Source organism: Phormidium yuhuli AB48 (assembly GCF_023983615.1).
In the GTDB taxonomy this organism is placed as follows: Bacteria; Cyanobacteriota; Cyanobacteriia; order Cyanobacteriales; family Geitlerinemataceae; genus Sodalinema; species Sodalinema yuhuli.
The window spans coordinates 1509071-1529214 of record NZ_CP098611.1 but is presented as its reverse complement, the minus strand read 5'-3'; the positions used below and the strand labels follow the sequence as shown (position 1 = coordinate 1529214).

10 protein-coding genes are annotated in these 20144 nt (G+C 54.3%); 9 read left to right on the top strand and 1 reads right to left on the bottom strand.

All coding sequences use genetic code 11. The features are described from left to right. Positions 1–17 precede the first annotated feature (17 nt). The 3 genes from NEA10_RS06570 (at position 18) to NEA10_RS06560 (ending at position 3920) form a co-directional block, all read left to right on the top strand. Positions 18–2435, top strand: a complete 2418-nt coding sequence (locus tag NEA10_RS06570) for a CHASE2 domain-containing protein (protein ID WP_252664540.1) — start codon at positions 18–20, stop codon at positions 2433–2435. Between the two features lie 137 nt (positions 2436–2572). Beyond that, on the top strand, positions 2573–3022 hold the full coding sequence (locus NEA10_RS06565) for a hypothetical protein (RefSeq protein ID WP_252664539.1): 450 nt from the start codon (positions 2573–2575) through the stop codon (positions 3020–3022). A gap of 124 nt (positions 3023–3146) precedes the next feature. After that, the gene (locus NEA10_RS06560; protein ID WP_252664538.1) at positions 3147–3920 is read left to right on the top strand and encodes a tetratricopeptide repeat protein; all 774 of its coding nucleotides are present in this window, start codon (positions 3147–3149) and stop codon (positions 3918–3920) included. 322 nt (positions 3921–4242) lie between these two features. Here NEA10_RS06560 and NEA10_RS06555 read toward each other — a convergent pair whose 3' ends face one another. Further along, complete coding sequence (locus NEA10_RS06555) at positions 4243–5034, bottom strand: putative hydro-lyase (protein WP_252664537.1); 792 nt, start codon at positions 5032–5034, stop codon at positions 4243–4245. Between the two features lie 116 nt (positions 5035–5150). Here NEA10_RS06555 and NEA10_RS06550 point away from each other — a divergent pair, with 116 nt between their 5' ends. The 6 genes from NEA10_RS06550 (at position 5151) to NEA10_RS06525 (ending at position 19944) form a co-directional block, all read left to right on the top strand. Continuing rightward, on the top strand, positions 5151–8948 hold the full coding sequence (locus NEA10_RS06550; protein ID WP_252664536.1) for a tetratricopeptide repeat protein: 3798 nt from the start codon (positions 5151–5153) through the stop codon (positions 8946–8948). Positions 8949–9008: 60 nt separating this feature from the next. Then, positions 9009–10340, top strand: a complete 1332-nt coding sequence (locus NEA10_RS06545) for a tetratricopeptide repeat protein (RefSeq protein ID WP_252664535.1) — start codon at positions 9009–9011, stop codon at positions 10338–10340. Between the two features lie 267 nt (positions 10341–10607). Further along, positions 10608–14147 carry a CHAT domain-containing tetratricopeptide repeat protein gene (locus tag NEA10_RS06540; RefSeq protein WP_252664534.1) on the top strand — a complete coding sequence of 1180 codons (3540 nt, stop codon included), beginning with the start codon at positions 10608–10610 and terminating at the stop codon, positions 14145–14147. A 171-nt stretch (positions 14148–14318) separates the two neighbouring features. After that, the gene (locus NEA10_RS06535; protein WP_252664533.1) at positions 14319–16598 is read left to right on the top strand and encodes a caspase family protein; all 2280 of its coding nucleotides are present in this window, start codon (positions 14319–14321) and stop codon (positions 16596–16598) included. A gap of 84 nt (positions 16599–16682) precedes the next feature. Then, positions 16683–17117: a peroxiredoxin gene (locus tag NEA10_RS06530; RefSeq protein ID WP_252664532.1), complete on the top strand. Its 435-nt coding sequence runs from the start codon at positions 16683–16685 to the stop codon at positions 17115–17117. A 127-nt stretch (positions 17118–17244) separates the two neighbouring features. Continuing rightward, positions 17245–19944 carry a C39 family peptidase gene (locus tag NEA10_RS06525; protein ID WP_252664531.1) on the top strand — a complete coding sequence of 900 codons (2700 nt, stop codon included), beginning with the start codon at positions 17245–17247 and terminating at the stop codon, positions 19942–19944. Positions 19945–20144 lie beyond the last annotated feature (200 nt).

The window sequence follows — 20144 nt, the reverse complement described above, 5'->3', positions numbered from 1 at the left end:
CCACTGCTTAGCCTGCTATGGCCTACCGACTCAGCATCCATCAAATTGAGCAAAGTTGTCTGTTTGACCTGACCTGGGGAAAGGGACAGCGTTTAACCGCCACCGTCAGCTTCCCCCAGGTGCTGTTGACTCTCTATCAACAGTGGCGACGGGCCTATTTGGGCTATTACAAACAAGCCTTGCGAGGACGGGTGGGGGCGACGGGACAGTTATCAGGGCCGCCGGTGGACTGGCATAGTCAATTGGTGCAGGCGGAGGCTCGCTTTCTCTCGGAGTTCCATCGTTGGCTCAAACGAGGGGAGTTGTTTGATGTGCGATCGCAATTGGCCACTCCGTCTAATTCTGGCTCGGAGACGGGGTCAGATTCGGGGGTCATCCATGGCCCCGAGGGGGAGTCAGAGGGGGGACAGGCTAACCCCCATGAAACCCTATTTTTAACCTGTAGTCCCCTAGAACTGGCTCGCTTTCCCTGGGAGACTTGGGAGTTTGGACGGCATATCGAAGTGGTGCGATCGCCCCCGATTCTCTCCCCCACCTCCGCCCCCAATACGCTGCGACGGGGACGACCTCGGGTATTAGCCATTTTGGGGGATGAGACGGGTCTCAATTTTAAGGGGGAGCGTCTGGCACTCAAGGCCCAACGACGCTGTTTAGATATTCACTATGTGGGTTGGCAACCGGGAGAGGAGTCGCGACTGCTCAAAGACCGTATTTGCGGGGCGATCGCCGACCCTCAAGGTTGGGATGTTCTCTTTTTCGCCGGTCACAGTAACGAGGCGGCGTTACTCGATGGACAGGTGGCGATCGCCCCCCAAACCTCCCTATCGATTCGCGACCTCAGTCCCTATCTCCGACAGGCCCAGCAACGGGGCTTACAGTTTGCCCTATTTAACTCCTGTTCGGGCCTGGATATTGCTCAAGCCTTGATTAACCTGGGTTTGGGTCAAGTTGCCATCATGCGCGAACCCATCCACAATGAGGTGGCCCAGGAGTTTTTGGTGCAATTTCTGCAACGACTCTCAGCGGGAGAGACAGTACAAACCGCCTTACGAGGAGCCGGTGAGTTCCTGAAATTAGAGAAAAATCTCACCTACCCCTCCGCCTACCTCGTTCCCTCCCTATTCCGCCATCCCGAGTCTCCACCCTATCGTCTGCCAGAACAGGGGTGGCGGGGCTGGTGGCGACGGTTACGACCCACAAAATCCGAGCTGGTGACGGTGGGGTCTCTGCTGTTGTTGAGTCTCCTGCCCAATGTACAGCCTTGGCTGTTGGATCAACGGGTGGGGATGCAGGCCCGCTATCGGGATTGGACCGGTCAGGTGGCCCGGGAAGAGGTGCCACCGGTGGTGTTGGTTCTGATTGACCAACAGACCTTTCAGCGGCGTGGTCTCAGCCAATATAAGCCCATTGACCGTCAGTTATTAGCGGATGTGATGTCGGGGGTGATGGAGACCGGTGTGTCTGTGGTGGGGGTGGATTATTTACTGGATTTACAGGACCCCCGAGGACAGGATGCGGCCTTGCGTCAGGTGTTGGCGGAGGCGTTTCAGCGTCAGGTTTGGTCTGTCTTGATTACAGCCCGTAATCCTGGGGGAGAGTGGATTGAACTCTATCCTGAGGTGGCAGAACGGGAGTGGCTGCTGTTGGGGGATGCCTGGGTTCCCTTCTGGCATATTCGTCCCCGTCGTGACTCTCCCTATCAGCGTACTCCCTTTAGTTATCAGTTGGCGATCGCCCATCGGCTTCAGCAGCAGGAGGATGCGGTTTTGCAGGGGTCACGGGAAGACCAGGTGCAGCGGTTTCTCCAGGATGAGTCGGGGTTGGGGTTATCGCCTTGGGCTGAGCAGCATCCGCTGACGTTATGGTCCTATCGTTGGCGTCAGCGTTGGTTGCAGCCTCTGTTAGATTTTTCTCTTCCCCCCGAGGTGATTTATGAGCGGGTTTTGGCTTGGCAGTTACTGGAGTCCCCAGAGGAGGCGTTGGCGGAGTTGAGGCGAGAGGATTGGTCCGATGCGGTGGTGATTATTGCAGCGGGGGGCTACTACGAGGCGGGCATTGACCGGGATGGGGGGGATAATCTGCCACCTCCCCCGGCGATACGCTATTGGCAACGGCGTCAGGGACGGAGGGGAACGGTGTTTATGGGGGGTGAGGCTCATGCCTATATGACTCATCATTTCCTCACCTCTCATTTGGTGATTCCGATTCCTGATAGTTGGTTGTTGTTGGTGACGGTATTGGGCGGAAAAGTGGTTTTGGTTTATGGTCGCGATCGCTGGCGGGGTCGGAGTTGCTATTGGGGGGGAGTAGGGGCGATCGCCCTCTATGGTGGGGTCTCGTTGCAGGTTTATAGTAGCGCCGGGCTGTTGTTGCCTTGGTTGTTTCCGGCGTTGGCGATCGCTTTCTATAGTTGGAATTTGAGCCGGTTTGAATAAGTGGCGTCTGCGTGGAAATACATAGAAGAAGAGGCAAGAGGCAAGAGGCAAAAGGCAATAGGGGGGAGGTGTAGGGGCGTACCCTTGTGGTCGCCCTCTTCTGGCAATCGTTAATCAATCTATTGAGGTAATGCAGGATGAATTTGCAATTAGGACGAGTCAATCTGGGATGTTCTCTGGTGTTGATGACCTTGATGGGGCTGATAGGAGGGTCGAGTCCCCTGTCAGCCCAAGAGCCGCAACCCTCCAGTAGTTCAGAAGAAGTTGAGGACCCGGGACGTGGGAGTGCCGGTGGCTCTCGGGGGATGCTGGTCTGTGTTCGCCCGGGCGAGGCTCGGGACATGACTGTTCCCCCGATGCTGAATCCGGGGTTAACGGTGGAGGCCTTTGACGGATTTGGCGTGAGTTCTTTCGGGCCTGAGACCTTGGCGCGGCGTTCTGAGAACCTGCCTGCTGCATTTCCGACTGAGGTGGGGCAGATGGAAGCCTGGACCTTTGAGCTGGCTTCCGATCCAGACCTGCAACTGACCCGGACTTTGGTTTGTATGACTTGGCTTCAGCCCTCGCCGTTGCCAGAAAGTGAATAAGTGTTTCATCCGTGGAAATACTTAGAAGTAGCGTAGAAATTTTGGGTGACACAGCATGAATCTGAGATTAAACTTGGGACTGGCAAGTGCGACTAAGGAACGGAGTTCTTTAGGGATGACACCGATGACGATGATTGCAGCGCCACCGGAACTGCTGCGCTTACAGCCCAAGCCTGAGCGACGGCGCAGTGGACGCAAGGTGGCACAATTGCAGAACAATGAGTTTGTGGTGTCCTTTGAGGACTGGATTCGTGAAGGGTTTCATCTGCTGGAGGGCGATCGCTTTGAGGAGGCTCTGACCCTATTTGATGGGGTGATTGAGGCAGATGCTCGGGTGGCGATCGCCTGGATGGGGAAAGGGTTTGTCTTGAATGAGTTGCAACGTCATGAGGAGGCGATCGATGCCTTTGAGCAGGCGTTGCATCTGGACAAGACTCTCTATTATGCCTGGGTGGGGTTGGGGCGGGCCCGGGAAGCCAAAGGCTCACCGGAATTAGCCTTATCCGCCTATGACCCGGCCCTAGAAATTGATACAGAAATTGTTTGGGCTTGGTATTACCGAGGTCTTTCCTTAATGACCTTAGAAGAATATGAAGCCGCTCTAGCCTCCCTAGATGAAGCCTTGCGGTTAAGTCCGCAATGGGCCTCAATTTGGCATTGTCGCGGCTGGCTGTTGGGGACCATTGAAGAGTACGAGGGGGCGATCGCCTCCTTTGATCAGGCCTTAGCCTTAGACTCCAGCGATCCGTGGACTTGGTATTATCGCGGTCTCTCCCTAGCCTTTGCCGGAGAAACCCAAACCGCCCTAGAGTCCGTGAGTCAGGCCTTACGGATTAAACCCAGTTTAAGTCGCGCTCAGGACCTATTCGAGCAGTTACAATCCCTCTTGGGAGAGTAACACAGGAGTAGAATCTCCTTATACCACTTTTCATGCATTCGTACAATAGATAGCTGTAGGGGCGAACGGCTGTTCGCCCTCCTCCAGTGTCCATGTCTAGCAAGGTTATCGAAAAATGGTATTAACAACGAGAAAAAGTGAAAGCAAGTAAGACACCCGGTGTCTCCAAAGACACCGAGTGTCTGCCCCCATAAGCCATCAAATCAAGCCCTAAAATTCCATTCATAAACCATTTATCTCAACAAAATTCACAGGATATCAGCACTAAATTTCTCTCAAAACAAGCTACATCATCTGACATCAAAAATCAAAAACATATAAATCAAGAAAACGTCAACTCCTCATCCCGAACATCCGTAATAAACATATAGCCCGGCGCATGAGTAATCGCCAACCCAGGTTGACTTTTCATAATCGCCAACTGTGGCGTCACCCCACAAGCCCAAAACACCGGAATCTCATTTTCACGAATCGTCACCGCCTCACCAAAATCAGGACTATTGATATTCCTAATTCCCAACACTTCAGGATTACCAAAATGCAGAGGAGCGCCATGGGCCTTCGCAAAGCGCCCCGTCACCTCCACCGCCTGAATCGCCTGTTTCGGCGTTAACGGACGCATCGAAACCACCATATTGCCAGAAAAGCGCCCCGCCGACTGACAGGGAATTGTGGTCTGATACATCGGCACATTTTTCCCCTCCTCAATATGACGAACCGGCAACCCCGCCGCCAGCATAACTGCCTCAAACGAGAACGAACAGCCCAACAGAAAGCCCACAAAATCCTCTTGCCAGAGGTCTCGGATATCCGTCACCTCATCCACCAGAGTTCCAGATTTCCAAACCCGATAGAGAGGAACATCCGTGCGTAAATCCGCCCCTGGAGCCACCTGTCGAGGTTCCCAGTCCCCCACCTCCGTCACATCCAGAATTGGACAAGGTTTCGGGTTGCGGGTACAGAACAACAAAAAATCGAAAGCATCAGACTGAGGCAGAATCACCAAATTGGCTTGAACATACCCCGGCGCCAAACCCGGAGTGGGTTGGGACAAAGTCCCCCCTCGAAAAGCCTCACGAATTTCTCTGGCATTGAAGGAGTTGATGTCTTGCATGTGAGAACTGCCAAACTCAGGATTTTTTCATTATAGATGATAAATTTTATTGAATAAGTGGTTGTGCGTCAGACATATATTGAGTTAAGACCGTTCAGCAAAACGAGGAAACCCTGATGACCAGACAGTGGCAGCGGCAGCTATTCATCCTCCTAGGGCTTTGGCTAACCTGGGGAACCCCGGACGTTTGGGCAGGAGTGACCCCCAGGCACTTGTCCCGAGACTCCTTACAAGCCCAGTCCTTACTGGAAATCCAGGAATTGCCTCTAGTGATTGAGGGTAGATTAGACGACAACAGCGAAGTGGGGGCTGATGGTCGTCTTTTCGATATTTACCCCTTTCAGGGAACTGCTGGAGATGTCCTAGTCGTTGAATTGGTCAGCCATGATGTCAATGCTGGGTGGGTGGTTGTGGATTGGGAGCGAAATATCATTGACCCCCACCCCGAGGAGAGAAATACAGGTGAAGAAACGCTGCGGGTTGAATTACCGAGGACTGGTGGTTATGGGGTTGTGGTTTATGGCCATCAACCAGGAGACAGGGGAAACTATCATCTGACAGTTCGCCCCGCCACGGCTGCTGAGGATGAGGAAACGAGGTTATTGGAGGAAGCCTATCATTTGAACCAACAGGTTTTGCAGTTATACGAAGAAGGTCGTTACCAAGAAGCCATACCCTTGGCACAACGGGTACTAGAAATCCGAGAAATGGAGCTAGGAGAGTCTCACCCTGATGTCGCCCAAAGCCTCAATAATTTGGCTGAACTCTACCGTAACCAGGGAAACTATGATGCTGCCGAATCTCTCCTCCTCCGCTCCCTGGAAATCTCGGAAACCGCTCTGGGAGAGTCTCACCCCCTTGTCGCCCTTAGCCTCAATAATTTGGCAGCACTCTACCTTGACCAGGGAAACTATGATGCTGCCGAATCTCTCCTCCTCCGCTCCCTAGAAATCCGAGAAACCGCCCTGGGAGAGTCTCACCCCTCTGTCGCCACCAGCCTCAATAATTTGGCAGCACTCTACTGGAACCAGGGAAACTATGATGCCGCCGAACCTCTCTTCCTCCGCTCCCTGGAAATTTATGAAACCGCCCTGGGAGAGTCTCACCCCCTTGTCGCCCAAAGCCTCAATAATTTGGCTGAACTCTACCGTAACCAGGGAAACTATGATGCCGCCGAAGCTCTCTACCTCCGGTCTCTGGAAATCCGAGAAACCGCCCTGGGAGAGTCTCACCCTGATGTCGCCCAAAGCCTCAATAATTTGGCTGAACTCTACCGTAACCAGGGAAACTATGATGCCGCCGAACCTCTCTTCCTCCGCTCCCTGGACATCTGGGAAACCGCCCTGGGAGAGTCTCACCCCCTTGTCGCTACCAGCCTCGGTAATTTGGCATCACTCTACCTTGACCAGGGAAACTATGATGCCGCCGAACCTCTCTTCCTCCGCTCCCTGGAAATCTATGAAACCGCCCTGGGAGAGTCTCATCCAGATGTTGCCACCAGCCTCAATAATTTGGCTCTACTCTACTGGAACCAGGGAAACTATGATGCCGCCGAACCTCTCTACCTCCGGTCTCTGGAAATCCGAGAAACCGCCCTGGGAGAGTCTCACCCTGATGTCGCCCAAAGCCTCAATAATTTGGCTGAACTCTACCGTAACCAGGGAAACTATGATGCCGCCGAACCTCTCTTCCTCCGCTCCCTGGACATCTGGGAAACCGCCCTGGGAGAGTCTCACCCCCTTGTCGCTACCAGCCTCGGTAATTTGGCATCACTCTACCAAGATCAGGGAAACTATGATGCCGCCGAACCTCTCTTCCTCCGCTCCCTGGAAATCCGAGAAACCGCTCTGGGAGAGTCTCACCCCCATGTCGCCACCAGCCTCAATAATTTGGCAGTACTCTACCGTGACCAGGGAAACTATGATGCCGCCGAACCTCTCTACCTCCAGTCCCTGGAAATTTCTGAAACCGCCCTGGGAAAGTCTCACCCTGATGTTGCCACTAGCCTCAATAATTTGGCAGGACTCTACCGTGACCAGGGAAACTATGATGCCGCCGAACCTCTCTACCTCCAGTCCCTGGAAATCCGAGAAACTGCCCTGGGAGAGTCTCACCCCCATGTCGCCCTAAGCCTCAATAGTTTAGCAAATCTCCACCAAGCCCAAGGAAATACATCCCAAAGCCTGAGTTTCCTGCAACGGGGCCTAGAAATTGAAGAAACTAACCTAGCCCAGAATCTCGCCATCGGCTCAGAAGCCCGAAAACAAGCCTATGTTGCCACCCTAACCGGCACAACTTACCAAACTCTTTCTCTCCATCTCCAAGATGCCCCCAACCATCCCGAGGCAGCTCGTCTGGCTCTAACCACAGTCCTACGCCGCAAAGGACGCATCCTCGATGCCGTCACCGAGACACAACAACTTCTACGAGATAACCTCAGCCCCGAACTGGCTCCGCTTCTGGACGAGTACACCAACGCCCAAACTCAACTGGCGAATCGCCTCTATGCCGGTTTGGGTGACCAAGACCCTGACATTTATCGCACCGAGATAGACACCCTCCGTCAACGGATGGAACAGTTAGAAAATGACTTATCTCGTCGCAGTGCTGAGTTCCGAGTGGCTACGGAACCGGTGGAAATCGAGGCAGTTCAGGCCCTGATTCCTACCGATGCGGCGTTGGTAGAACTGGTGCAATATCGTTCCTGGTCTCAAGGTTGGGGAAAACCTCGCTACGCCGCCTATATCCTCCATGCCTCCGGCGACCCCCAGTGGGTGGACTTAGGAGATGCCGAAACCATCGACCATGCCGCTTTTGCCTTCCTCAACGCCACTCGCGTCCCCAACTCCGAGCAACGAGTCCAAACCACGGGACGACAACTCGATGAGTTGCTGATGGCTCCCATTCGTCCTCTACTCGGAGATGCCACTCATCTACTCCTGTCCCCAGATGGTCAACTCAACTTGATTCCCTTTGCCGCACTGGTGGATGAGGAGAATCGTTATCTGGTGCAATCCTATCAGTTAACTCATTTGACCACGGGACGGGACTTGTTACGACTGCAATATCCCCGTCCCAGTCGTCAACCCCCGGTGTTGTTTGCCAATCCTAATTATGATGATGCCGATACCTCTGCGGTGATGCAGGTGGCACAGGCGACTCGGGGAGAGTCTCAACGGTCAATGGAGATAGAGGATTTACAGTTTGAAGAACTACCAGGAACTCAGCGGGAGGTGGAGGCGATCGCACCTCTGCTGGAGAATCCCATCGTTCTCACGGAGGCGGAGGCGACGGAAAATGCTCTCAAACAGGTTCAGGCTCCCAGTATTCTCCATTTAGCGACTCATGGTTTCTTTCTCCAGGATGTGGAGTTTGTACCCCCTCAGCCTAGGACGGATTTCACTCGGGGGGAGATTGAGTTAGTGACAGGGGGAGGGTTCGGGGGTTTGGCTGCTCCTCCCAGTGACCGTCCTACCAGTAGTGAGAATCCTCTGCTGCGTTCGGGGCTGGCATTTGCCGGGTTTAATAGCCGCGACAGTGAGGGAGAAGATGGAGTGTTGACGGCTCTCGAAGCCGTGGGGTTGGATTTGCGGGGGACTCGTTTGGTGGTGATGAGTGCTTGTGAGACGGGAGTGGGGGATGTGGCTAATGGTGAGGGGGTTTATGGCTTGCGGCGAGCCTTTGTGATGGCCGGGGCCGAGAGTCAGTTGATGAGTTTATGGAAGGTGGCGGATGAGGAGACGGCGGATTTGATGGGGGATTATTATCAACGGTTGTTGGCTGGGGAGGGACGGAGTGAGGCCTTGCGGGAGGTGCAGTTGGACTGGCTCGGTCGAGGGAAGCATCCCTATTTTTGGGCGTCGTTCCTGTTTTCGGGGCAATGGACGCCTATGGATGATTTTACGGAAAAGTGAATAAGCTCTCAGGCCCCAGAACTATATATACTCAGTAGAAACTTTTAGGGAGTATTGCCGATGGTTCTGAATATCACGACTCAGGATGGCCTCGATGTGGCATTTGCGACATTTGGGGATGATGTCATTATCATGGCTGACCTGCCGCCCGACCAACTCGATCGCCTCCAGAGTTCCCCTCTGACCGATGCAGTCTATCTGGTGGATGGGAATAACTATTTTGAAAATAATGATGTCGGACGGATTGTCTTCGGTGGGCCGGGGGATGACACAATTATTGGCGGTGCTGGGGATGACTCTCTGATTGGCGGTGCTGGTGATAATGTGATTTTCGGCGGTGCTGGCAATGATACTCTGACCGGCGGGCCGGGAAATGATGTTCTCTCGGGCGGCGAGGGCATTGATACTCTGACTGGGGGCGGTGGCTCGAATCGGTTTATTCTGCCTGATGCTCCGCAAAACCGGGATGTGATTACTGATTTCACAACCGGGAGCGATAAAATCCTTTTGCCAGATGGGGTCTCTTTCGCGGATATTCAAGTGCAAAATATTAGTGATGGGGCGCTCATTTTACGGGATGGGGCGGCTTTGTCGATTGTTTTAGAGAGTGAGATCCGACTCGAACCAGATGACTTTTTAACCCGTGAGGATGTGGCTAATGCTGAGCAGCTGATTGCGGAGAGTGAGCAAGCTCTGTTGCAAAATCCTCAAAATGCGCTGGCTCATAATCAACGGGGTGAAGCGTTGTACCGCTTGGGACGACAAGATGATGCGATTCGGGCCTTTACCATCGCCCTCACGATAGACCCAGCTCGGGATTCAATCTACTACACCAATCGGGGTCGGGCGCACTTAGCGATACGGGATGAGTTGAACGCGATTGGAGACTTTACCCAAGCCATTCGCTCTAATCCTCGCAATGTTCAGGCTTTCTTTGGACGGGGTGTGGTTTACTCTGTGGCTGAGGAGTTTGACCTGGCGATTCGTGATTACACTCAGGCCATTCGTCTTGAACCGGGGATTTTTGCCAGTTACTATAACCGGGGGTTGGCACATTTCCAACTGGAACAGTATGGTGAGGCGATCGCCGACTTTACACGGGCGATCGCACTCAATCCCGACGATGTTCTACAATACTTTGCCCGTGGTGTAGCCCAGGAAGAGGCCGGCAACGCCCCGGCTGCGGTTCCCGATTATCAACGAGTTATTGAGCTAGATCCCAATTTCGCTGATGCTCACTATCGTCTGGGGATTGCCCATCGACGCTTCTTTAACTTGAGGGCCTCACGAGACAGTTTTGAGGAGGCGGCCCGTTTATACGAGATTCAGGGCAATGAGGAGGGATTATCGAATGTGGCTCAAGAGCGGGGAAGGCGGGGAGGGCTTATTTGATACCATATTTTCTTGATTTCGTCAAGGGTACTACCGTCACATCTTTGGCGGTTTTATCCTTGACGGAGGGGCCAAGACTTCCTGGATAGGGATTCGGGGGGTCATTGGCTGGCATTGAACAGTTTTGGGCGACATTCTGACTGGGCCAGGCTGAATAAGCCCGGAGCTTCCAGAAATCTATCTAATCAGTATAAACTCGTAGGAATCATCCGGGGGTTGTGGCAGCTGACCGGAGAAACTCCCATCACATCCAGGAGGGTTCGACCCATGCACCTATCGCGACATCTGCTGACGTTGGGGCTATTGACCACATTGGGGTTAGGCTTACCACGAGTCTCCTCGGCTTTAGCCGAGGAACCTCAGCGAGTGGTTCAATCATCGGTCAATCGGGACTTTGAACCTATTGATATCCGGGGACGATTGGATGAAACTAGCAATGTTGCTGATGATGGCAGATATTTTAATATCCATGTCTTTGATGGGACTGAAGGACAACCGTTGGTTATTGACTTAATTAGTGAAACTTTTGATTCTGTTCTCTACTTAGGCATTGAACTAGAGTCTGAATTTAATTGGATTGACCCGGACTTTTACTTTTATGAGGGTGACGCCACACATGCTCGAATAGTTGTAGTCTTACCCATGACGGGTACATATCACATTGCCACGACATCAACAGAAGGGCAAGAAATCGGTGACTATCAACTGACCGTAAGGCCAGCACCCGCATCTGACTTTGAACGAGCTGAGTTATTAGAAGAGGCGAATGGTCTTAATCAGCAGGTATTACAACTATACGAAGAAGGTCGTTACGAAGAGGCCATACCTTTGGCACAACGGGCGCTAGAAATCCGAGAAACTGCCCTGGGAGAGTCTCACCCCCATGTCGCCACCAGCCTCAATAATTTGGCTGCACTCTACCGTGACCAAGGAAACTATAGTGCCGCTGAACCTCTCTTCCTCCGCTCCCTGGAAATCCTAGAAACTGCCCTGGGAGAGTCTCACCCCCATGTCGCCACCAGCCTCAATAATTTGGCAGAACTCTACGGAAACCAGGGAAACTATCATGCCGCCGAACCTCTCTTCCTCCGCTCCCTGGAAATCTCGGAAACCGCCCTGGGAGAGTTTCACCCCCTTGTCGCCACCAGCCTCAATAATTTGGCAGAACTCTACCGTAACCAGGGAAACTATCATGCCGCCGAACCTCTCTTCCTCCGCTCCCTGGAAATCCGAGAAACCGCCCTGGGAGAGTCTCACCCCCATGTTGCCCAAAGCCTCAATAACTTGGCTCTACTCTACGGAAACCAGGGAAACTATGATGCCGCCGAACCTCTCTACCTCCGGGTCCTGGAAATCCTAGAAACCGCCCTGGGAGAGTCTCACCCAAATGTCGCCTCCAGCCTCAATAATTTGGCAGAACTCTACAGTAACCAGGGAAACTATGATGCCGCCGAACCTCTCTACCTCCGCTCCCTGGAAATCCGAGAAACCGCCCTGGGAGAGTCTCCCCCCCATGTTGCCCAAAGCCTCAATAATTTGGCAGGACTCTACCACGCCCAGGGAAACTATGATGCCGCCGAACCTCTCTTCCTCCGCTCCCTGGAAATCCGAGAAACCGCCCTGGGAGAGTCTCACCCTGATGTCGCCTCCAGCCTCAATAATTTGGCTGCACTCTACAGTAACCAGGGAAACTATGATGCCGCCGAACCCCTCTACCTCCGCTCCCTGGAAATCCGAGAAACCGCCCTGGGAGAGTCTCACCCTGATGTCGCCTCCAGCCTCAATAATTTGGCAGTACTCTACCGTGACCAGGGAAACTATCATGCCGCCGAACCTCTCTTCCTCCGCTCCCTGGAAATTTCTGAAACCGCCCTGGGAGAGTCTCACCCCCTTGTCGCTACGAGCCTTAACAATTTGGCTGGACTCTACCGTGACCAGGGAAACTATCATGCCGCCGAACCTCTCTTCCTCCGCTCCCTGGAAATTTATGAAACCGCCCTGGGAGAGTCTCACCCCCTTGTCGCTACGAGCCTCAACAATTTGGCAGCACTCTACCAAGTCCAAGAGGACACATCGCAAAGTTTAAGTTTTCTCCAACGAGGCTTACAGATTGAAGAATCCAACCTAGCCCAGAATCTCGCTATTGGCTCAGAAGCCCGTAAACAAGCCTATATCGCTACCTTATCCAACACAACTCATCAAACTCTCTCACTCCATCTCCAAGATGCCCTAGACCATCCCGAGGCTGCACGTCTTGCCCTAACCACAGTCCTGCGCCGCAAAGGACGCATCCTCGATGCCGTGACCGAGACGCAACAACTCCTACGAGATAACCTCAGCCCTGAACTAGCCCCCCTTCTGGACGAGTACACCAACGCCCAAACTCAACTGGCGACTCGCCTCTATGCCGGTTTAGGGAACCAAGACCCTGACCTCTATCGCGCCGAGATAGACACCCTCCGTCAACAGGTGGAACAGTTGGAAGATGACCTATCTCGTCGTAGTGCCGAGTTCCGAGTGGCAACAGAACCGGTGGAAATTGAGGCAGTTCAGGCATTGATTCCCAATGATGCAGCATTGGTGGAACTGGTTCAATATCATCCCATAAACTGGTCTGAAAGACGTCGGGAACCGCCCCGCTACGCCGCCTATATCCTCCACGCCTCCGGTGCCCCCCGGTGGGTAGACTTAGGAGATGCCGAAACCATCGACAATGCCGCCTTTGCCTTCCTCAACGCCACTCGTGTCCCCAACTCCGAGCAACGAGTCCAAACCACAGGACGACAACTCGATGAGTTGCTGATGGCTCCTATTCGTCCTCTCCTCGGAGATGCCACTCATCTACTCCTCTCCCCAGATGGTCAACTGAACTTAATTCCCTTTGCCGCACTGGTGGATGAGGAGAATCGCTATTTGGTGGAATCCTATCAGTTGACTCATTTGACCACGGGACGGGACTTGTTACGACTGCAAAACCCTCGCCCCAGTCGTCAACCGCCAGTGTTATTTGCCAATCCTAATTATGATGATGCCGATACCTCTGGGGTGACGCAGGTGGCACAGGCGACTCGGGGCGAGTCTCAACGGTCAATGGAGATAGAGGATTTACGGTTTGGAGAACTACCAGGAACTCAGCGGGAGGTGGAGGCCATTGCTCCCCTGCTGGACAATCCCATTGTTCTCACGGAAGCGGAGGCGACGGAAAATGCTCTCAAACAGGTTCAGGCTCCCAGTATTCTCCATTTAGCGACTCATGGTTTCTTTCTCCAGGATGTGGAGTTTGTACCCCCTCAGCCTCTGACGGATTTCACTCGGGGGGAGATTGAGTTAGTTACAGCGGAAGGGTTCGGGAGTTTTGCCCCTCCTCCCAGTGACCGTCCCCGCAGTAGTGAGAATCCTCTGTTGCGCTCAGGTCTGGCATTTGCTGGGTTTAATAGCCGCGACAGTGAGGGAGAAGATGGAGTGTTGACGGCTCTCGAAGCCGTGGGGTTGGATTTGCGGGGGACTCGTTTGGTGGTGATGAGTGCTTGTGAGACGGGAGTGGGGGATGTGGCCAATGGTGAGGGGGTTTATGGCTTGCGGCGAGCCTTTGTGATGGCCGGGGCCGAGAGTCAGTTGATGAGTTTGTGGAAGGTGGCGGATGAGGAGACGGCCGATTTGATGGGGGATTATTATCAACGGTTGTTGGCCGGGGAGGGACGGAGTGAGGCGTTGCGGGAGGTGCAGTTGGACTGGCTCAGTCGAGGGGCGCATCCCTATTATTGGGCGTCGTTCCTGTTTTCGGGGCAGTGGACGCCGATGGATTGAGGCTAATTGAGTTTCCCCGGGATTGGCTCGGGGTGGGTTGAGGTGAGTACTGACAGCCCGAAGACCCACCCCGCCCTTCGGGCACCCCTCCCTGGAGGGGATTTTTTGCCCCTACGGTGATGGGTTTTATTCAACAACGATCGCCCATTACGGGTATTGGAGAGGTCAATTATGAAACGTCGTTATTTTCTTCAGGGAGCTGGTGGGGCGTTGGGAGCGATCGCCCTCAGTCATTGGGATATCGCTCGGCAGGGCGATCGCCTCAAGCGAGTCCTCGCTCAACCCACCTCCCGCAAGTTAGCCCTCTTGGTGGGCATTAACAGCTACCCCCTAGGCATTGCTCCCCTAAAAGGCTGCGTCACGGATGTGGAGATGCAACGGGAGTTACTGGTGCATCGCTTTGGCTTTAATCCCCAGGATATCCTCACCCTCACTGATGAAAACGCCAGCCGTGCTAACCTCCTCGATGCCTTTGAATCCCACCTCATCGACCAGGCTCAACCGGGAGATGTGGTGGTGTTTCACTTCTCCGGTCATGGGGCCCTCGTTCGTGACCCTGACCCAATTTCTCTCCCCCAAGACCCTCGCTATCAGGGCGTTCAAGGCTACAACGGCACTATGGTTCCCTATGATGGTCGTCCCTATCCCCAGGTGAGCCACGCCGATGACATTATGGGCAAAACCCTATTTATGCTCATGTCCGCCCTGAACACAGACCAGGTCACCGTCATCCTCGATAGTTGCCATTCCGGGGGCGGAACCCGAGGCGATATCCGCTTCCGCGCCCTGGAATCTCGCTTCGGTGATGGCTATCCTGACCCCAGTGAGCAAGAACTCATCACTCAAGAGACCTGGATGAGTCGTCTGGACTGGTCTGCCCCAGAGTTGAAACAGCGACGCAGCCAAGGTATCGCCAAAGGAGTGGCTATCGGTTCCGCTCAAGCCAATCAACTCGCCGCTGATGCCTCCTTCGGTCGCGGTGCGGGTCACTTCTTCGCCGGAGCCTTTACCTATAGCCTGACTCGCTATTTGTGGCAACAGCCGGGAAGTTTGCCCCTAGAACGGGTCTTTGTGGATTTATCCCGCAGCGCCCGGGATGTGGCGAACAGTTCCGGGATTCAACAGGCCCCCGTCTTTGCCGTGGCCCCAGGCAGTACTCATGAGCAACAACCCCTCTATTTCCTCAACCCCCAAACCCCACCGGCAGAAGCCGTCATCTTGGGAGAAGAGAATGGGGAAATCAGTTTCTGGCTCGGGGGAGTGTCCTCCCAGAGTTTAGATGCCTTTGAAGAGGGAGCCGTCTTTGCCGCCATTGATGCCCAAGGGCAGAAACTGGCAGAAATTGAACAGACGCGACGGCAAGGGTTGCGGGGCTATGGCATCGTCCAAGGTGAGGCGCGATCGCTCCCCCGGGCAGGACTGCTACTGCGGGAACAGGTGCGAGGCGTTCCCCCAGATTTGACCCTGCGTTTGGGCCTCGACCCCTCCCTAGAGGATGACCTGGATGAGATGCGATCGCGCCTCCAGCAAGTTCGCAACGTGGACCCCCTCCCCCTCGACGACGACAAAACCCCCCACTTTCTCATCGGCCGCATGACCCGTACCGCCCAAAGCGTCGCCTTTGAAAACCAGTTACAGGACATCTCCCAACTCGGCAGCATCGGCCTCTTCACCCGCGGCCTGATGCCCATCCCCCAAAGCTTCGGCCACCCCAACGAATCCATCGCCGGCGCCGTCAACCGTCTGGTTCCCCGCTTCCAACTCCTCCTAGCCGGACAGATTCTCGGCTCCGTCCTCAATAGTGACACCTCCAACCTCAACTTAGACGTTCAAATCGAAGTAGCCCAAAGTAATCAAACCCTCGCCCGTGGCGGGACTCGTGGCAGTCGTGATTTAGTCATCCAACACCAAGACCATGACCTCAATAGCCTCCCCTCCGGGTCAGAAGTGCTGATTCACGTGACCAATCACGAAGATCGCGACCTCTATATCAGCCTCCTGGCCATCGGCAGTAGTGGTCGCATTACCGTCCTCTATCCCAACGATTGGAATTCCCCAGAAGAAGCCTCTCGCCTGGCCTCAGGTGAATCCCTAACCGCTCCTGAACATGAGAGACCCCGCAATCCCCAACAGGACTATTGCCGCAATCCCAGTAATGACTTTCACCTCTGTCTCACGGGCCGGGGCTATGTGGAAATCCTGACCATTGCCAGCACTCGTCCCCTACGAGATGTCCTACGAGGCATTCAGCGCATTGCTGAGGAGACCAACGTTCCCAGCCGCGCTCCCATCTCCTTGCGGGATGAGGACTCTCTGGATGTAGCGGAGAACCTGCTCAGGGATATCGATCGCCAAACCCGGGGCGATATTCAAGTCCGCACAGCCCGCAATGCCATTAACGTTGACCAGATGGCCGCCCTATCCACCATGATTCAAATCGTCGAACGCTAATCGGCATTCCCCCCCTTGTTCCCCAACCCGTCAACAATGTTAGGATACCAACAGATATATGAAGAAATGTAAGGAGATCCCCATATGACTCTCGCTGTTGGCTCCACCGCCCCCGACTTCACCGCCAAAGACACCAACGGAGACACCATTACCCTGTCTCAGTTCAAAGGTAAAACCGTGGTCTTGTACTTCTACCCCAAAGATGACACCCCCGGTTGCACCAAAGAAGCCCAAGGATTCCGCGACGCCTATAGCGAAATCCAAGGCAAAGATATGGTGGTCTTAGGGGTGAGCATGGATGACTCAGCCTCTCACCAACAATTCACCGAGAAATATGGCCTCCCCTTCCAACTGGTGGCCGATCCCGATGGAACCGTGACTCGGGCTTATGACGTCGAAGGCGGGGGCTACTCCAAGCGCGTCACCTACATCATCGACGCTGAAGGCAAAATCATCAAAGTCTTCGATAAAGTCGATACCGCCAACCATGCCAAAGACGTTCTCAGCAGCGTCTCCTAGACTCATCCGTTAAACGTTACCCCTGGACCAATTCCCCAGGGATTCGCTAACACCAGAGACCATTTTCACAAAAGGGGAAGAATCCGGCGTTAAAATGTAGCCAGCCTTTGATTCTTCCCCTTTCCCTATGGGTGTTTTAACCTATCTCAGTCCCCAACAAGTCCTCATCAACACGCCGACGGTGTTGGAGGGAACCTATGACCCTCAACAAATTGCCAAAGTCTCCGTTGCGGCAGAAGATCGCTTCTCCCTCCCCGTCACCGTCAACCCCAGTGAGGGACTGTGGCGAGTTCATCTTAACAATGGCTTCAATCAAGCCGGGATTCGTTGGTTTCGCCTTAAGGGAACCAATGGGGCTGATCAGGTGGTGGGCGATCGCACCTTCTACGTCACCGTCAGCCCAAAACCCCTCATTGAAGCTGACGACCTCCAACTCACCCTAAGTCAACGCACCTGGTTTAAAGCCGCCCCAATCCAAAGCAGTGAGTTAGCAGACCATCAAAAAATCCGCCTCGAAGCCGGAGAAACCCTGCGTCTGCGTCGCTACACTCTCGACGGGAATCATCTGGGAGTGGAACTCGAATCGCGGCGATCGCCCGTCGGCAGCTTCGGCTATCTCTACGAACCCCACACCCGGCTTGAAGTAGGCGGTTTACCCTTCTACTTCAGCGAAAACCGTCTCCCAGAACCCCCCTCCGGGACCCTCCTCCTCTGGGTCACCCATGACACCCGAATCAAGCAAATCCCCGAGAGTTCCGCCCTCCTCTCCCCGGGCCAGCAAGCCGAACTCCTCAAAGGACAAGTCTTCTTCATCCGGGGTTACGCCTGTGTCAGTGGTCATTACCGCGTCACCCTCGTCGATGACATGGCCATTCCCGGCTTCGGTAACAGCGGCTTCCTCTATAACCTCCATGTCCGCATCAACCAAGACTCCACCTGGTTAGCCTTCGACCCAGACCAAGTGGTGATGACCATCCTGCGGGAAACCCACTTCAAGAGACGGCCCGCCGATAGTGCCACCCTCTCCGACTCCGAGAAAGTCACACTTCGGGCAACGAACATCTATGGAGTCAGACGCTATGAATGGGAAGCCAGCTATCTCAAACTGACCCTGACCGAGAATTTCCCCGGCTTCGGTCAAAGCGGCTATGTCTCCCCCGACTTTGTTGAATTTCAAAAGACGGGCCGCCCCTTCCTCATTGCCCCCACCCTCAACTACACCGGTCCCACAGAAGTTCTCGTCAGAACCCCAACCACCCTCACCGGCCGCTTCGATCGCAACCAAGTCACCTCCATCTCCGTAGTCGCCGAAGACCGTTTCTCCCTCCCCGTCACCCTCAACGCCAGTCAAGGAACCTGGCAGGTGAGACTCAACAATGGCTTTCAGGATGAAGGCCTGCGTTGGCTACGGTTGCGGGGAACCAATGCCAACGGGGCCACCGTCCACAACCAAATTCTCTATATCACCGTCACCACCGACTCCGAAACCCTCGGCGAACCCCTAACCCTAAAAACTCGTCGCCAAACCTGGTTTAAAGTCGCCCCGCGAGATAGTGCCAGTCTTGAGAATAGTCAAAAACTGCAACTGCAAGGGGATTTAGAAGTCCAGGTGGAACAGTACGCCTATATTGATGGCCATCTGCAAGTTCGCCTGACGCAACCCCTCAACCCCATCGGCCGCTTCGGTTATCTCTTTGAACCCCATGTAGAATTGCGTAAGGGCGATCGCCCCTTCGTCTTCCAAGTCAGCAATCTGCCCGAGGTTCCCGCCCAGGCCCAACTCCTCGTCACCCACAACACCTACATCAAAACCTCCACCGAACCGGCATCCACCCTCCCCGCCAACGTCAAAGCCCGTCTCCTCAAAGGACAAGCCTTTGCCATTCGCGGCTACGCTTCTATCGCCGGTCACTTCCGAGTCACCCTAACAGAATCCATCCCCGGATTTGGCAATATTGGCTACCTCTTCTGGCAACATGTGGAATTGATTCGCGATGGCAAATCCCTCCCCTACGACCCACAAGCCCTGACGGTGACCATGCGTCAACAAACCGTCCTCAAACGCCGTCCCGTCCCCAGCGGCGAACTCAGCAGCAACGATCGCACAACCCTACCCCTGGGACGAGTCTATGGGGTTAACAGTTACCAAACCCATCCCGAGTCCAACCATGTGCGAGTCGCCTTAACCGAGGAATTGCCCGGATATGGCAACACCGGCTATCTCTTTGCTGACCATGTTTGGGTCCGACGGGGGGCCGATGGGATTGAACTGTTCCCACCCCCAGCCCCGCCCGCCCCACCCCCAGCCCAGCTTCCGAGTCGTAAAGAATTGAATGTGCCCTACTTCTCCCAACGGGACAACCCCGAGTATTCCTGGGCCACCTGTAACCCCACCTCGGCAGCGATGGTGTTGTACTACTACGGAGTCCGGCCCACCGTGCGGCGACTCCTCTCGGATGAGTTATTCCAATGGATTGTACGCCGTTACGGCATTGGTGGGCAAACGGACCACGGGGCCTTGTCAGCGGTGATTCGGGCCTATGGCTTCCGCACCAACTTCAGTACCCGACGGCGTTGGGCGGAAATTGACAAAGAGATTGCCGAAGGTCGTCCGGTGGTCTTACCCGGCTATTTCACCGCCACCGGTCACGTGGTCACGGTAATTGGCTACACCCCCTCAGGCCTAATTGTTAATGACCCCTGGGGCAATGCCTTAACCGGTTATCGAGATACTAATGGAGCCCGCTTATTCTATCCCAATGGCTTCCTATTGGATAAATGCGGCCGAGATGGCGACCTTTGGGCCCACTTCATCTATCCTAATTGATGCCCTATCTTAGGAACGTGACCCATCCTTAACCCCTACCAAAAGAGAAATTCCTCCCCCAGTCCTGGAAAGATGAATAGGTTTCCAGGACTCACAATTACACCATCTTTCTACTAGCCGACTGAGCTGAGTCTCCCCACTCAACAGCCTTAAAACTTACCCATTCCACTCCCAAGACTAATCTCCTGAATCCATAACAT

Excerpts from the sequence above, each read along its gene's own strand:
- NEA10_RS06560 (WP_252664538.1), top strand. The coding sequence starts at position 3,147 with ATGACGATGATTGCAGCGCCACCGGAACTGCTGCGCTTACAGCCCAAG.
- NEA10_RS06570 (WP_252664540.1), top strand. The coding sequence starts at position 18 with ATGGCCTACCGACTCAGCATCCATCAAATTGAGCAAAGTTGTCTGTTT.
- NEA10_RS06550 (WP_252664536.1), top strand. The coding sequence starts at position 5,151 with ATGACCAGACAGTGGCAGCGGCAGCTATTCATCCTCCTAGGGCTTTGG.
- NEA10_RS06540 (WP_252664534.1), top strand. The coding sequence starts at position 10,608 with ATGCACCTATCGCGACATCTGCTGACGTTGGGGCTATTGACCACATTG.
- NEA10_RS06565 (WP_252664539.1), top strand. The coding sequence starts at position 2,573 with ATGAATTTGCAATTAGGACGAGTCAATCTGGGATGTTCTCTGGTGTTG.
- NEA10_RS06530 (WP_252664532.1), top strand. The coding sequence starts at position 16,683 with ATGACTCTCGCTGTTGGCTCCACCGCCCCCGACTTCACCGCCAAAGAC.
- NEA10_RS06525 (WP_252664531.1), top strand. The coding sequence starts at position 17,245 with ATGGGTGTTTTAACCTATCTCAGTCCCCAACAAGTCCTCATCAACACG.
- NEA10_RS06555 (WP_252664537.1), bottom strand. The coding sequence starts at position 5,034 with ATGCAAGACATCAACTCCTTCAATGCCAGAGAAATTCGTGAGGCTTTT.
- NEA10_RS06535 (WP_252664533.1), top strand. The coding sequence starts at position 14,319 with ATGAAACGTCGTTATTTTCTTCAGGGAGCTGGTGGGGCGTTGGGAGCG.
- NEA10_RS06545 (WP_252664535.1), top strand. The coding sequence starts at position 9,009 with ATGGTTCTGAATATCACGACTCAGGATGGCCTCGATGTGGCATTTGCG.